Source organism: Bradyrhizobium sp. SPXBL-04, assembly GCF_051853035.1.
Lineage (GTDB): Bacteria > Pseudomonadota > Alphaproteobacteria > Rhizobiales > Xanthobacteraceae > Bradyrhizobium > Bradyrhizobium zhanjiangense.
Genome location: NZ_CP182472.1, coordinates 8458084 through 8472137, shown reverse-complemented (window position 1 = coordinate 8472137; position 14054 = coordinate 8458084). Strand labels below are relative to the sequence as shown.

General features: G+C 65.3%; 12 protein-coding genes and 1 pseudogene. 8 read left to right on the top strand and 5 right to left on the bottom strand.

The features are described from left to right. Positions 1–89 precede the first annotated feature (89 nt). On the top strand, positions 90–722 hold the full coding sequence (locus ACNJX8_RS40340) for a J domain-containing protein (RefSeq protein WP_130215822.1): 633 nt from the start codon (positions 90–92) through the stop codon (positions 720–722). 2 nt (positions 723–724) lie between these two features. Here ACNJX8_RS40340 and ACNJX8_RS40335 read toward each other — a convergent pair whose 3' ends face one another. Together ACNJX8_RS40335 and ACNJX8_RS40330 are read right to left on the bottom strand one after the other, a co-directional pair. Next, the gene (locus ACNJX8_RS40335; protein ID WP_439410306.1) at positions 725–1759 is read right to left on the bottom strand and encodes a sensor histidine kinase; all 1035 of its coding nucleotides are present in this window, start codon (positions 1757–1759) and stop codon (positions 725–727) included. Positions 1760–2015: 256 nt separating this feature from the next. Continuing rightward, positions 2016–3110, bottom strand: coding sequence for a citrate synthase/methylcitrate synthase (locus tag ACNJX8_RS40330; RefSeq protein WP_439359089.1), 1095 nt, complete (start codon positions 3108–3110; stop codon positions 2016–2018). Between the two features lie 77 nt (positions 3111–3187). Between ACNJX8_RS40330 and ACNJX8_RS40325 the strand changes: the two genes are divergently transcribed. Beyond that, a complete protein-coding gene (locus tag ACNJX8_RS40325) occupies positions 3188–4405 on the top strand; it encodes a citrate synthase family protein (protein ID WP_439359088.1) in 1218 nt (405 codons plus the stop codon). Positions 4406–4573: 168 nt separating this feature from the next. Here the strand turns inward: ACNJX8_RS40325 and ACNJX8_RS40320 are convergent, their stop codons facing one another. Beyond that, on the bottom strand, positions 4574–5233 hold the full coding sequence (locus tag ACNJX8_RS40320) for a DedA family protein (RefSeq protein ID WP_439359087.1): 660 nt from the start codon (positions 5231–5233) through the stop codon (positions 4574–4576). Positions 5234–5529: 296 nt separating this feature from the next. Between ACNJX8_RS40320 and cobS the strand changes: the two genes are divergently transcribed. From cobS to ACNJX8_RS40290, 6 genes are all read left to right on the top strand, one after another. Continuing rightward, positions 5530–6528 carry a cobaltochelatase subunit CobS gene (gene cobS / locus ACNJX8_RS40315; RefSeq protein WP_091893436.1) on the top strand — a complete coding sequence of 333 codons (999 nt, stop codon included), beginning with the start codon at positions 5530–5532 and terminating at the stop codon, positions 6526–6528. A 3-nt stretch (positions 6529–6531) separates the two neighbouring features. Next, the gene (locus ACNJX8_RS40310; RefSeq protein WP_128930232.1) at positions 6532–6942 is read left to right on the top strand and encodes a GNAT family N-acetyltransferase; all 411 of its coding nucleotides are present in this window, start codon (positions 6532–6534) and stop codon (positions 6940–6942) included. Beyond that, entirely contained in the window at positions 6939–8846 is a 1908-nt protein-coding gene (cobT, locus tag ACNJX8_RS40305; protein WP_128940332.1) for a cobaltochelatase subunit CobT, read from the top strand. The genes ACNJX8_RS40310 and cobT overlap by 4 nt, the downstream gene beginning before the upstream one ends. Continuing rightward, positions 8843–9934, top strand: coding sequence for an esterase-like activity of phytase family protein (locus ACNJX8_RS40300; RefSeq protein WP_439359086.1), 1092 nt, complete (start codon positions 8843–8845; stop codon positions 9932–9934). Before cobT ends, ACNJX8_RS40300 begins: the two co-directional genes overlap by 4 nt. A gap of 228 nt (positions 9935–10162) precedes the next feature. Further along, positions 10163–11275, top strand: a complete 1113-nt coding sequence (locus ACNJX8_RS40295) for an NADH:flavin oxidoreductase/NADH oxidase (RefSeq protein ID WP_439359085.1) — start codon at positions 10163–10165, stop codon at positions 11273–11275. A 234-nt stretch (positions 11276–11509) separates the two neighbouring features. Then, positions 11510–11917 (top strand): hypothetical protein, encoded by a 408-nt coding sequence (locus ACNJX8_RS40290; RefSeq protein WP_128930226.1) that lies wholly within the window; start codon positions 11510–11512, stop codon positions 11915–11917. A gap of 182 nt (positions 11918–12099) precedes the next feature. Here ACNJX8_RS40290 and ACNJX8_RS40285 read toward each other — a convergent pair whose 3' ends face one another. Together ACNJX8_RS40285 and ACNJX8_RS40280 are read right to left on the bottom strand one after the other, a co-directional pair. Further along, positions 12100–12351, bottom strand: coding sequence for a PilZ domain-containing protein (locus ACNJX8_RS40285; protein WP_091893446.1), 252 nt, complete (start codon positions 12349–12351; stop codon positions 12100–12102). A gap of 265 nt (positions 12352–12616) precedes the next feature. Then, positions 12617–13947 (bottom strand): annotated as a pseudogene (locus ACNJX8_RS40280) (T6SS phospholipase effector Tle1-like catalytic domain-containing protein). Positions 13948–14054 lie beyond the last annotated feature (107 nt).

Here is a 14054-nt window from a genome sequence, read left to right as displayed (position 1 = left end):
CCGGGAGTCCCAGGTAATTGCGACCGGGTTTCTAGCTAATTGCAATGTCAAGACTTGAAGGTTTTTGCATTGCGTAGTCAAAGTCAGCCATGCCGATCGATTCATCAAAGTTCTTCGACTCCATCCGCGTCAAGCCGCGCGGCAAGCAGCCGGAAGCGAAGCCGCGCGAGACCGTGGTCGCCTGCGAATGGACCGGCTGCCAGAACAAGGGCAGCCACCGCGCGCCGAAGGGGCGCGAGAATTCGCGCGAGTACTGGCACTTCTGCCTGGAGCACGTCCGCGAGTACAACCAGAACTACAATTTCTTCTCGGGCATGAATGCCGATGCGGTCGCGCGCTACCAGAAGGATGCGCTGACCGGCCACCGCCCGACCTGGAAGATGGGGGCCAACGGCGGCAAGAAAGCTTCGGAAGCCGAGATCGATGGCGCGTTCGATCCGTTCAGCATGTTCAGTGAGATCAACGGCCGCGCCAACTGGCGCCGCGGTCCCGAGGCTCAGCCCAAGGCCGAGACGCGCAAGGTGATGAACGCCGAGCGCAAGGCGCTCCAGGTCATGGGCCTCGGCCCCGACGCCACGCTCGCCGACGTCAAGACCAAGTACAAGGCCCTGGTGAAGCAGCACCACCCCGATGCCAATGGCGGCGACCGCTCGACCGAAGACCGCCTGATCGAGATCATCAAGGCGTATAATTATCTAAAGACGGTGGTGCGGGAGGCGTAAGGCTACGCCTCCGGGAAGGACAGTTCGCAAACCAGTCCTTCCGGCTTCCACCACCGGGTCACCCGTCCGCGCAAGGTGCGGATGATGCCATCGACTGCGCCGATGCCAAAGCCCTTGCGCGTCGGCGGCTCATCGACCCTGGGACCGCCGCGCTCCGACCAGTGCAGCACGAGAGGTTCTGCACCATTGGTCTCCCAGCGGATCTCCAGCCGGCCCGAAGGCGTCGATAGCGACCCGTATTTGGCGGCGTTGGTCGCAAGCTCGTGCACGGCGACCGCGATCGATTGGGCGAGCGTCGCCGGCAGGCGGATGTCGTCTCCAGTGATACTGATACGTTCGCCGTCTCCGCCTGCGTACGGCCGGAGTTCGTCTTCGACGATGGTCTTCAGACTCGCACCGGTCCAGCGCGACGCCGAGAACAGCCTCTGCACGTTGGCAAGCGCACTAAGTCGGCCTTGAAACGCGGCCTGGAACTCTGCAGCGGTCTCGGCCTTCGTCAGCCGCAGCATCGCCTGCGTCACCGCGAGCAGATTGTTCGAACGATGATCGACCTCGTAGGCGAGGAGCATCATCCGCTGCTCGGCCTGCTTGCGAGCCGTGATGTCGACCAGCATGTTCACTGCGCCGACCAGTCGGCCGCGTTCGTCGCGCAGCGGCGTTGGATAGGGCATGAAGCAAATCCGCGAGCCGTCCGGCCGTTCGGCCACGGCCTCGACGTCGCGCACCGGCCGGTTCTGCTTGAGCGCGATTGCCATGGGGCACTCATCGTGGGGGAGCGGCGTGCCGTCGGGCAGATAGAGCTTCCATGTCACGCACCACATCGCGCCGACCTCTGGCGTCCGTCCGGCAAAATCGATGCAGGCTTGATTGAAGAAGGTGATGCGGCCTTCTGCGTCGGTCGTATAGATCGCGGCGGGCAGCGCCTGGAGCAAGTCCCGGAATCGCCTCTCGGAATCCGCGCCAGCGCTCCTGCTCGCTGCTTGCCTCGCGATCTCGCCGATCCTGGCCTCGTCCGAATGTCCAAGCAAGTCCAGCATCGCGTTCCTCTGCGGGGCCAGCTCAGGCAATTCGCCGGCCGCGCATTCGTTCCGCAGTGCTCGTCGGAGACGTATAGACCCATCTCAACCTGTCGTAGATCAAGACTTTGCCTGCACGAAAGCGGAGTGGGAGCTCCGCTGTCGTCTTTCTCTTAGTCCTCAGCCGCGTAGCCTGGATGGAGCGTCAGCGTAATCCGGGTCTTTCTCACACAAGCGACTTTCCCGGATTTCGCTTCGCTCCATCCAGGCTACTTCATCATTCCTTCGGCATGGCCCCCACATAGGACGAACTCGGCCGGATCAGCCGTCCCGTGCGCTGCTGCTCGCGCGCATGCGCGGTCCATCCTGCCACACGCGCCACCGCGAAGATCGGCGTGAAGGCCTGCCTCGGAATTGCGAGTGCATCGAGCAGGATGGCGGTGAAGAACTCGACATTGGTCTCCAACGGCCGATCCGGATTCTTCTTGCGCAGCGCGCTGCGAATATAGGCTTCGACCTCGCCGGCAAAGGGCAGGTCGGCGCCGTTGGAAGCCAGTGCCTCGATCGCGGTCTTCAGCACGTCGGCGCGCGGGTCGCGCACGCGATAGACGCGGTGACCAAAGCCCATCATCCGCTCGCCGCGTGCCAGCGCCGCATCGACCCAGCTCTGGATGCATTCGCGCGAGCCGATCGCATCGAGCATCTCAAGCACCGGCTCCGGCGCGCCGCCATGCAAGGGGCCGGTGAGCGCGCAATAGCCCGCGGTCACGGCGGCGAACAGATCGGCTTGCGTCGAGGCCACCACGCGCGTCGTGAAGGTCGAGGCATTCATGCCGTGGTCGCAGACGGTGACGAGATAGGCATCGAGCGCGGTGACCTCGCGCGTTGCAGGCGCCCGCCCGTGCAGCATGCGCAGCGTGTCGGCGGCGTGGCTCACGCTGGGATCGGGCGCGACCGGCTCGAGCCCTTTTGCGCGGCGGACCAGCGCGCCGGCGATCACTGGAAACGCGCCGACGATGGTGGCCTCGTGCTCCAGTCCATGTTCGGCGCGAAGTCCCGCGACCGCCGCGCGAAACCCGTCGACGATGCCCATGCCTTGTGTCGCCGGCAACAGATCCGGCAATCGCGCGAAGGCGCGCTCACGCGCGGCACCCAGGCTCGCCCGCACATTGCCTTCGCTTAAGCTGGTCTTGCTGGCGCCGTTCCAGAGCCGGGACGTGACGCCCTCGAAGCTCGATTTGGCGGCGAGGCTGCCGACATGCTCGCCGGCGATGATCAGCTCGCCGCGCTCGCCATCGACCTGGCTCAGCACGGTCTCCGCCGCGGGAACGCCGTCCAGCCCGATCTGGCTTTTGGTGAGGTGGATGTTCATGGCCCAATCTCCTGTTTGACGCATGGGAAAGGTCGGGCCTCTCGACAGATTGATCAATCTTGATTACATAAATCAATATGAAAAATTCCGATGGGCTCTACCTCTCCGCCCGGGAAGCCGCCGCCGAGCTCGCGATCTCGCCAGCCACGCTCTACGCCTATGTTAGCCGCGGCCTGATCCGCTCCGAGCCGACAACGGATTCCCGCAAGAACCGCTACCGCGCCGAGGACGTCCGCGCGCTCAAGGAGCGCCGGGTGCCGTCGCCGGAGCCAAGGGGCCTGCGCAGCTTCGACGCCGACCTGCCGGTGATGGACACGGAGATCTCGACCATCACCGAGGAGGGCGCGATCTACCGCGGGGTCAACTGCGTCGATCTCGCCGAGAGCGACACGCTGGAGCACACGGCGACGCTGCTGTGGGACGTCTCCGGCGTCGATCCGTTCGATCAGGACAATCAGCCCTTTCTCTCCGAGGAGATGCGGACGATCGGGCAGGCCGCGCGGCGGGCGGCGCCGATCGACCGCGCCATCGCCGTGTTCGCACTGGCCGCGAGCGCCGACCCGCGCGCCTTCACCCGCGCGCCCGATGGCCGCGCCATGGTCGGCGCGCGCATCGTCCGCCTGCTGGTCGCGACCATGCTCAATGCGGAGCCATCGGCCGAGCCGCTGCATCAGCAGGTTGCGAAAGCGTGGGCGGCCGACAACAAGCATGCTCCCGATCTGATCCGCCGCGCGCTGGTGCTGCTCGCCGATCATGAACTTAACGCCTCGACCTTCACCGCGCGTTGTGCCGCCTCGACCGGCCTCAATCTCTATGACTCGGTGATCGCCGGCCTCGCCGCGCTGAAAGGTCCCAAGCATGGCGGCGCCGGCGTGTTGGCCTCTCAGCTCGTGAAGACGCTGATCGATCGCGATGTCGAGCCGATGGTGCGCGAGCGCGTCGCGCTCGGCGAGCGTTTTGCCGGCTTCGGCCATGGCGTCTACAAGCGCGGCGATCCCCGCGCGCAATCGCTGCTGAATGCCTTGTCGCGCGCCGGCGCACCGCGAAAGTTCACCCGCGAGGTGCCGGAGCGGATCGCGGAGGCGACCGGGGAGTTCGTCAACATCGACTACGCACTCGCCGTGCTCGTGCGCGCCCTGCGCCTGCCCGTCGGCAGCGAGCTCGCTTTGTTCGCGATGGCCCGCAGCGTCGGCTGGATCGCCCATGCCAGCGAGCAATTGCAGTTCGGCAAGCTGATCAGGCCGCGGGCAAGGTATGTCGGGCCGGCGCCGGGACGGAGGGCGGATGTTGGTTAGGGACGTTGCGAGAGCGGCCCTCTCCGCCGTCGTCCTGGCGAAGGCCAGGACCCGTACCGCGGAATCTACCGATGCGGACGCTAGGAGTACCGAGCGCCCAATCTTCGCCAAACAACGCATTGGGGTAATGGGTCCTGGCTTTCGCCAGGACGACTCGAGGGAAAGTCCTCAACCCCGCGGCTTCGCTTCCGCGACACCGCTGCCGTGCCTTCGGCGGATGAACCAGAGCCCAACGCCCACCACGATCGCCACGGCCACCACGGTCAAAATCCAGATGTGCTTGCCGACATGCCCATGATGATGCAGCCCGGCATATTCATGCAGCGCTGAGACCGCCAGCACGCCCGGCAGCACATGCGCGGGGGCCCAGGCCAGGATCGCCGGGATGTTCACCGCGTAGAATTTCGCCGGCGCCATGCCGAGCGCGCCGGCGGTAACAGGCACGAAGGCGCGGATCGGGGGTACGAAGCGGGCGAAGAACACCGCCCAGGTGCCGAAGCGATGGAAGAAGCTCTCGCTCTGCGCGACCAGCCGCGGATAGTTCATCAGCGGCCAGGTGTTGAGGATCTCCCGTTGCTGCCGGTGCCCGATCCAATAGGCCGATCCGTCCCCGAGCACCGCGCCGAGTGCGGCCGCCAGCAGCACCCAGGGCAGCTTCAGCTCGCCGCCCGGAACCAGCGCGCTCAGCGCCAGGATGATGGTCGAGCCGGGGATCACCGACCCGACGACCGGCACCGCTTCGAGCAGCGCCGCCAGGAACAGGGTCAGATAGGCCAGCCACGCATGGGCCGAGACGAAGGCGATGAGGGGATCGAGAAAGGATGTCACGTCGTCTCTGTAGCGGGCTGGAGTACTGGAATTCAGACCCTACATAGGTAAGCACATGCGGCAACAGTGCCATCCACGCAGGCAGAGGCGTCAACCGCCTGAGATTCGAGCGTGATTCGCAAGGCAGCCCTCCAAAAACTGCGTTCCTTGCCTATCTAGATGAAAAGACAACGGAACTTTGATTGGTGGGCGGGCTTCTGCCGGCTCGTTGTCTCTGATAGGTTGATTTTCAGCACCCAGCCGCAGCCAACGTGCGAATAACCGGTTTCGGGACCGCCCGGGACCTCGGAGGATTGATGACGACCGCCGCCCTGTCCAAAGTTGAGGAAGTTTCCGGTCAGCCCGACATGAAAGTGTCGGTGCGCCAGGTGTTCGGGATCGACAGCGATCTCGAAGTCCCGGCCTATTCCGAAGTCGATCCTCATGTGCCCGAAGTGGATTCCGACTACCGCTTCGACCGCGCCACCACGCTCGCCATTCTCGCGGGGTTTGCCAAGAACCGCCGCGTGATGGTGACTGGCTATCACGGCACCGGCAAATCCACCCATATCGAGCAGGTCGCCGCGCGCCTGAACTGGCCCTGCGTGCGCGTCAACCTCGACAGCCACATCAGCCGTATCGACCTCGTCGGCAAGGACTCGATCGTGGTCAAGGACGGCAAGCAGGTCACCGAATTCCGCGACGGCATTTTGCCCTGGGCGCTGCAGAACAACGTCGCGCTGGTGTTCGACGAATACGACGCCGGCCGCCCCGACGTGATGTTCGTGATCCAGCGCGTGCTTGAGGTCTCCGGCCGCCTGACGCTCTTGGACCAGAACAAGGTGATCAAGCCGCATCCGGCGTTCCGCCTGTTCGCCACGGCGAACACCGTCGGCCTCGGCGATACCTCGGGCCTCTATCACGGCACCCAGCAGATCAACCAAGGCCAGATGGACCGCTGGTCGATCGTCACCACGCTGAACTATCTCAGCCATGACGAGGAAGTGGAGATCGTGCTGGCCAAGGCCAAGCACTATCGCACTCAGGAGGGCCGCGACATCGTCAACAAGATGGTGCGCCTCGCTGACCTCACCCGCAACGCCTTCGCCAACGGCGATCTGTCGACGGTGATGAGCCCGCGCACGGTGATCACCTGGGCGGAGAACTCCGACATCTTCGGCGATATCGGCTTCGCCTTCCGCGTCACCTTCCTCAACAAATGCGACGAGCTCGAGCGTCCGCTGGTCGCCGAGTTCTACCAGCGCTGCTTCAACGCGGAGCTGCCGGAATCGGCGGTGAACGTGGCGCTGAGCTAGACCATGCCAACCATCTCCGTCGAGCGCACCATTGGGACCACCAAGAAGGCTGTGCTCGCCGGGCTCGCTGGCTACAACCACGAGCACATGGGGACGCAGAGACTGAAGGGCCTTGCTGTCTCGCTGAAGGACCGTGGCAAAATCGTCGGTGGGGTCGTCGGTCAGATCTGGACAACGGTTCTGTTCATTCAGTTCTTCTGGATCGAGCAGAAACATCGCGGCCAAGGTCATGGAACGAAGTTGATCGCGGCGATCGAGGACGAGGCAAGACGGCTCGGCGCAATCCGATCCCATGTGGACACGATGAGTTTCCAGGCGCCGGGCTTCTATCGTTCCTGCGGGTACGACGAATTCGGCGCCATTGACGGCTATCCCGGCGGCGTGACGCGCCATTCGTTTACGAAGTCGCTATGAGCACATCATCATCCAACTCCAAATTCCGCAGCAACAAGGAAGCGCCGACCGAGCCGTTCAAGCGCTCGGTCGCCTCCTGCTTGAAGGCGATCGCGAAATCGCCCGAGCTCGACATCTCATTTGCGGCCGAGCGCCCGGGCCTTGCGCCCGGCAAGGCGCGGCTGCCCGAGCCTGCGCGCAAGATGACCAGGCGTGATGCGGCGATCGTGCGCGGCCACGCCGATTCCATCGCGCTCAAGCTCGCCTGTCACGATCCGAAAGTTCACCGCAAGCTGATGCCGGGCAATCCGCAGGCGCGGGGGGTGTTCGAGGCGGTGGAGCAGGCGCGGGTGGAGGCGATCGGCGCGCGCCGCATGGCCGGCGTTGCGAAAAACCTCACCGCGATGCTCGACGATCACTTCCATCGCGGCAAGTTCGACGAGATCACCGACCGCGCCGATGCGCCGTTGGCCGACGCGCTGGCGATGCTGGTGCGCGAGCGCCTGACTGGGATGGCGCCGCCGGCGGCCGCCAAGAAGATGGTCGACCTCTGGCGGCCCATTCTCGAAGACAAGATCGGCAGGCGGCTCGACCGGCTCGACGGCGTCCTCGAGGACCAGACCCGGTTCGGCGATGCCGTGCATGATCTGCTGTCGGCGCTCGAGCTTGGCGACGAGCGCAACGCCGACACCGAGGACAATGACGAGAACGACGAGAACCAGGACGGCGACAACGACCAGTCCGGCGCGGAGGGCTCGCCCGATTCCGACGCAGCACAGGAGATGAGCGCCGACCAGGCCCAGGCGACCTCGGAGGAGATGAGCGAGAGCGCGATGGAAAGCGCGCAGGCCTCGACCTCGGACACCTTCGACGACGGCGAGCTCGGCGACGACGAGACGCCAGGCGAGGCGACGCGTCCGAACCAGCACGGCCGGAACGAGCCGCGCGGGCCGGAATACCACGCCTTCGCGCCGAAATTCGATGAGGTCATCGCCGCCGAAGACCTCTGCGATCATGACGAGCTGGAGCGGCTGCGCGCCTATCTCGACAAGCAGCTCGCGCACCTGCAAGGCATCGTCGCCCGCCTCGCCAACCGGCTGCAGCGCCGGCTGATGGCGCAGCAGAACCGCGCCTGGGAGTTCGATCTCGAAGAGGGCATCCTCGATCCCGCGCGCCTGTCGCGCGTCGTCACCGATCCCTATCACCCGCTGTCCTTCATGCACGAGAAGGAGGCGACGTTCCGCGACACCGTGGTGACGCTGCTGCTCGACAATTCCGGCTCGATGCGCGGACGCCCGATCACGGTCGCCGCGACCTGCGCCGACATTCTGGCGCGCACGCTGGAGCGTTGCGGCGTCAAGGTCGAGATTTTGGGCTTCACAACGCGGGCGTGGAAGGGCGGGCAATCGCGCGAAGCCTGGCTTGCCGCCGGCAAGCCGGCCAATCCCGGCCGTCTCAACGATCTCCGCCACATCATCTACAAGTCCGCCGATGCGCCGTGGCGTCGTGCGCGAAAGAATCTCGGGCTGATGATGCGCGAAGGCCTCCTGAAGGAGAACATCGACGGCGAGGCGCTGGACTGGGCGCACAAGCGCCTGCTCGGCCGGCCCGAGCAGCGCAAGATCCTGATGATGATCTCGGACGGCGCGCCGGTCGACGATTCCACGCTGTCGGTCAATCCCGGCAATTATCTCGAGCGGCACCTGCGCCACATCATCGAGGAGATCGAGACCCGCTCGCCGGTCGAGCTGATCGCGATCGGCATCGGCCATGACGTGACGCGCTATTATCGCCGCGCGGTGACGATCGTGGACGCCGAGGAGCTCGGCGGCGCCATCACCGAGAAGCTCGCCGAGCTCTTCAGCGAGACCAACACCGCGCCGACGCAAGCGCCCGGCCGGCCGCGCCGCAAATTGCATTCGTGAGCAACCATCAATCCCGCCGCAGCTTTCTCGGCCACGCGGCGGCGGGATTTTCCATTCTGACGATGCCGCGATTGGCGCGGGCGCAGGCGCAGTTGCAGCCCGCGACCGAGCCGCCGCCGCGCGCCCTCCAGCTCGAGCACGCCGTCGCTGCGCCCGTCAGCGTCGAGGTCAACGCGCGCAGCATTCCCAATTTCGAGCCGCGCGACCGTTCGCGCACGCGCTTCGGCTCGCTGGATTTTCGCAGCGGCCTGGTGCTGACCTCGCCCTATCGCGGTTTTGGCGGCCTGTCCGGCCTCCGCTTTCTCGACAACAAAGGTGAACGCTTCCTCGCGATCTCCGACCAGGGCGGCTGGTTCACCGGCACCATCCGCTATTCCGGCCGCGAGATGGTTGGGCTCGCGGATGTAGAGGCGGCGCCGCTGCTCGGCGCTGACGGGCGGCCGATCACGGATAAGCGCCTCTGGTACGACAGCGAGTCGCTCGCGCGCGACGGCAACCTCGTCTATGTCGGGCTCGAGCGCGTCAACCAGATCCTGCGCTATGATTTCGCCAAGGGCGGCACCCGCGCCCGCGGCGAGGTGATCGCAGTGCCGCCTGCGGTCCGCAAGTTGCCCAACAACAAGGGGCTCGAAGCGCTCGTCGTCGTGCCCAAGAACCAGAACCAGGTGCTCGCGGGCACGCTGATCGCGTTCTCCGAGCGCGGGCTCGACGCCGACGGCAATCTCGTCGCGTTCCTGATCGGCGGTCCGACGCCGGGCCAGTTCAGCGTGCGGCGCTCCGAGAACTTCGACATCAGCGACGCGGTGCTGCTGGCCTCGGGCGATCTCCTCATCCTCGAGCGCAAATTCTCCTGGTTCACCGGCGTCAACATCCGCATCCGCGCGATCCCCTTGAAGGGAATCGCGCCGGGTGCGCTGGTCGACGGCCTCACGCTGTTTTCCGCCGATCTCGGCCACGAGATCGACAACATGGAAGGCATCGACGCCCACGTCACGGCCGAGGGCGACACCGTGCTGACCCTGATCTCCGACGACAATTTCTCGATGCTGCAGCGGACATTGTTGCTGCAATTCACGCTGGTGGAGTAGGGCGGTCTCTCCCCCGTCATTGCGAGCGCAGCGAAGCAATCCAGTCTGCATCCGCGGAGAGATTCTGGATTGCTTCGCTGCGCTCGCAATGACGCTGGGAGGCAGGCTCGCACCAAGCCAGCACCGCAATGCATGGCCCTACGGGCCGCCATTCCCGCCACGCGCCTAGCAATCCGCCGCCCGCTCACTACACTCCCTGCAGCATCCTCCATCCCCCGGAACTCCCGCATGAGCGCCCTGTTTTCCCCGATCAAGCTGCGCGGACTGACGTTGAAGAACCGCGTCGTGGTGTCGCCGATGTGCCAATATTCGGCCGATGACGGCGTCGCCACGGATTGGCACTTCACCCACATCAACAATCTCAGCCTGTCGGGCGCGGCGATGTTCTGCATCGAGGCGACGCATGTCGAGGCGATCGGCCGCATCACGGCGGGCTGCCTTGGGCTCTACAGCGATGCCTGCGAAGCCGCCTTGAAGCCGATCCTCAATTCGGTGCGCAAGCATTCCTCCACGGCGATCGGGATGCAGCTTGCCCATGCCGGCCGCAAAGCCTCGAGCGCGCGGCCCTGGGAGGGCGGCCAGCTGATTCCGATCGAGCAGGGCGGCTGGCGGGCGGTTGCGCCGTCAGCCGTGCCGCACAAGGAGGGCGAGGCCGCACCGCTCGCGCTCGATGCCGCCGGCCTCAAGCGCATCCGCGAGGCCTTCGTCGATTGCACCAAGCGCGCCGCGCGGCTCGGCATCGATGCCATCGAGGTCCATGGCGCGCACGGCTATCTCCTGCATCAGTTCCTGTCGCCGATCTCGAACAGGCGCACCGACGAATATGGCGGCTCGCTCGAAAACCGCATGCGCTTTCCGCTGGAGGTGTTCGACGCGGTGCGCGCCGCATTCCCCGCCGACAAGCCGGTCGGCATGCGGGTGTCGTCGACCGACTGGGTCGAGGGCGGTTGGGATCTGCCGCAGACCATCGCCTTTGCCAAAGCGCTGAAGGCACGCGGCATCGACTGGATCGATGCCTCCTCGGGCGGCGTCTCGCCGCTGCAGAAGATTCCGCTCGGCCCCGGCTATCAGGTGCAATTTGCAGAAGCCATCAAGCGCGAGACCGGATTGCCCACCATCGCCGTCGGCCTGATCAGCGAAGCCAGGCATGCGGAAGAGATCGTCGCCAGCGGCAAGGCCGACATGGTCGCGCTCGCCCGCGGCATGCTCTACGACCCGCGGTGGGCCTGGCACGCCGCCGCGGACGTCGGCGGCGAGGTCGAAGCCCCGCCGCAATACTGGCGCTCGCAGCCCTCGACGCAAAAGGCGCTGTTCGGCAGGACCACGTTCGGGGCGCGGTGAGTTCTTCACCTCTCCCCGCTTGCGGGAAGAGGTCGGATCGCATCGCAGATGCGATCCGGGTGGGGGGTACAGGTGCGGCGCTACGCTCGTGTGGGGAGAGAGGCCCCTCACCCCAACCCTCTCCCCGTAAGAACGGGGAGAGGGAGTAAACTCACGCATCCGTAAAACTCCTCGCCTTCCACGCACCCCAAAACTGGCCTAACCTGTCTCCTCAACGCCTCACGGAGGCCGGCCATGCGTTTTGGTGTTCGCAAAACTGCCCATGTGTTCGAGCGCGTGGGTCTTGCGATGGCGGGGGCGGCGTGCGGATTGTTCGTCGGCGCCTATGTGGGATCAGCGATCTCCTCGCTCACCACGCAGGGGTTCCTGTTGGTGATGATGGTGCTCGGCTTCATCGGCTTCTATCTCGGCATCGACACGCCGCAAATGCCCTTCGACGATGCGCACAACGCCATCGACGCCGCGGAATTTCTGAGCTCGGCCGGCACGCTCTGCGCCACGCTCACCGCGCTCGCCTCCGTCGCCGTCATCGTGCTGAGGCTCGATCCGCATATCAACTTCGCCTGGCTCGCTCTGCTCGGCTGGTCCGCCGGCGTCGCCATGCAGATCGTCGCCGGCGCGAAGGCCAGGATGCGGAAGTAGGCTTGCTTACCCTCCCCTGGAGGGGGAGGGTCGATCGCGCAAAGCGCGAGCGGGGTGGGGTGATCTCTCCCCACGGGCAGCGTGCGAAGTGGAGAGACCTTCACCCCACCCCGTCTCATGTCTCGCTTCGCTCAACATGAGCCGACCCTCCCCCTCCAGGGGAGGGTCAGCACGCAGCCCCCCTAAAACACCACGCCCACCCGCGTCCCGCGCTTCCAGGCGATGCGGCAGCGCTTCTTGGTGTTGACGTGCAGCAGCTCGAACCGATCGGGGATGCTCACCTGTCCGCCGAGATCGACGCAGGCCCCGCCGGGCGAATAGTCGATCAGCGTGCAGGGAATCACGGGCGCGCGCGGGTCGGTGATGATCTTGGCCTGGCGCGACACCAGCCCCGAAGGCTTCACGCGGGCATATTTGCGCGGATAGTGCGGCACGTCTCCTCCAGCTCCGCTGTCTCGCGGGGATCGGAGGCGATGATGGAGCAGAGTTGATGCGATCCCGCTAAGCCGGGCCGAAGAATTTTAATGAAAAGCTGCCGTGACTGCAGAAAGCAGCGGTAGCGGGGTGGGGCGGCGCGCGCCTGCCTCTTCCACCGTCATTGCGAGGAGCTCTTGCGACGAAGCAATCCAGACTGCTTCCGCAGCGGCAGTCTGGATTGCTTCGCTGCGCTCGCAATGACGAGCGGTGAAAGCCACCCCCTCAAACCCCCTCCATCTCCCCCGCCACCTCCGCATGCTGCGGCCCCTCCGGCATCGGCACTGTCACAAAATCCTTCGGCAGATTCAGCGGCCGATAATCCGGCTCCACCGCCATCCGCTTCAACACGCTCTCATGCACATGCGCGCCTTCGGGGATGACGCGCGGCTCGCTATCGGGAATGTAGAAGCCGAGCACCACCTTCCGCTCCGGCCATTCCTTGTACGTCGCGCTCTTCGGCAAATACTCCAGCAGCCGCCAGCCCGCCGTCATGGAATCGTGCAGCATGCCCGTCTTGCCCGTAAAGGCGGGCGCGACATAGCTGAACGGCGAGTTCTTGCGCTGGATGCCGAAGGCGAGCTGGTTCACCGTGCGCGGGTTGAAGTTCAGCCCCGCTTGGCGGCCTCCTCGATCATCCAGATCAACGGATATTTCGACTCGCCGCTCTCGGCCTCCGGATAGCCGCCGCCGACGTCGCTGTGCACGCCGGCGAACCACACCTGCAGAATGTCCTGCGGCACCTTCTTCTCGTCCGGCACATAGCGATTGCTCCAGAACTCCTGCGGCTCCCTGTATTGCTTCAGGCGGAACATGCAGCGTCGCTCGTCGATCGCGATCGCCTGGCGGAAGATCTTGACGCTCGGATTGCGCAGCGTGAAGGCGAGCTCCTCGAAGCTCGGCCAATACAGCCGGTCGGCGCGCGGCACGATCACGCTCGCCACCGTATCCCAGACGCCGATGAAGTGGATGGTCGGCCAGCGCGTCGAGGTGATGCGCGCGAACTGCGCGGCGAGATCGAATTGGTCCTTCGGCAGCGGCCCCTGCTCGTCGACAGCGACGTCCGCGAGGTCCTCGACGTCGTTGCCGCGCCCGGTGCCGGAATATTGCTTGTAGGCGATGAGGCCCGAGCCTGCGAGGTTCACCTGCTCCGGCGAGATCAGCCCCACCTTGTGGATCAGCCCCGCCAGCACCCGCACGGTATAGGCCCCGCGCGAGAACCCGAACAGGTAGATCTTGTCGCCGGCTGAGTAATGCTGAACCAGGAAGCAATAGGCGCTGAGCACGTTGTCATCGAGCCCGTAGCCGGTGGCGAGCCCCAGCACCAGGTTGATATTGGCCTTCCAGCGATTCCACGTCGTCGGCTCCGTCACCGTGCCGACCCCGGGATCGTAAAACACCATCTGCCGCGGCTGCGTCTTGTCGGTCTTGCGCAGGCAGCGATAGAGCTTCAGGACGTTGGAGATGTTCTCGCTGATCTCGTTGCCGGTGCCGTCACAGCAGATGACGATGTTCTTCGGCTCTGGCTTGGCTGCGGTGGTGTGGGCGGGTTCCATGGGATGCGCCTCGGGGTGATGCTACCGGGGCGAGTATAGCGGAAATGGAGGGCAGCGAGCAGCCGAAGGCGGCGTCGCCGGCATTTTGCCCCATCTCTCACCTGTTG

Bases quoted from the DNA above. Each gene is read 5' to 3' on its own strand.
- ACNJX8_RS40335 (WP_439410306.1), bottom strand. From the start codon at position 1,759: ATGCTGGACTTGCTTGGACATTCGGACGAGGCCAGGATCGGCGAGATC.
- cobS (WP_091893436.1), top strand. From the start codon at position 5,530: ATGACGACCGCCGCCCTGTCCAAAGTTGAGGAAGTTTCCGGTCAGCCC.
- ACNJX8_RS40310 (WP_128930232.1), top strand. From the start codon at position 6,532: ATGCCAACCATCTCCGTCGAGCGCACCATTGGGACCACCAAGAAGGCT.
- ACNJX8_RS40295 (WP_439359085.1), top strand. From the start codon at position 10,163: ATGAGCGCCCTGTTTTCCCCGATCAAGCTGCGCGGACTGACGTTGAAG.
- ACNJX8_RS40330 (WP_439359089.1), bottom strand. From the start codon at position 3,110: ATGAACATCCACCTCACCAAAAGCCAGATCGGGCTGGACGGCGTTCCC.
- ACNJX8_RS40340 (WP_130215822.1), top strand. From the start codon at position 90: ATGCCGATCGATTCATCAAAGTTCTTCGACTCCATCCGCGTCAAGCCG.
- ACNJX8_RS40290 (WP_128930226.1), top strand. From the start codon at position 11,510: ATGCGTTTTGGTGTTCGCAAAACTGCCCATGTGTTCGAGCGCGTGGGT.
- ACNJX8_RS40325 (WP_439359088.1), top strand. From the start codon at position 3,188: ATGAAAAATTCCGATGGGCTCTACCTCTCCGCCCGGGAAGCCGCCGCC.
- cobT (WP_128940332.1), top strand. From the start codon at position 6,939: ATGAGCACATCATCATCCAACTCCAAATTCCGCAGCAACAAGGAAGCG.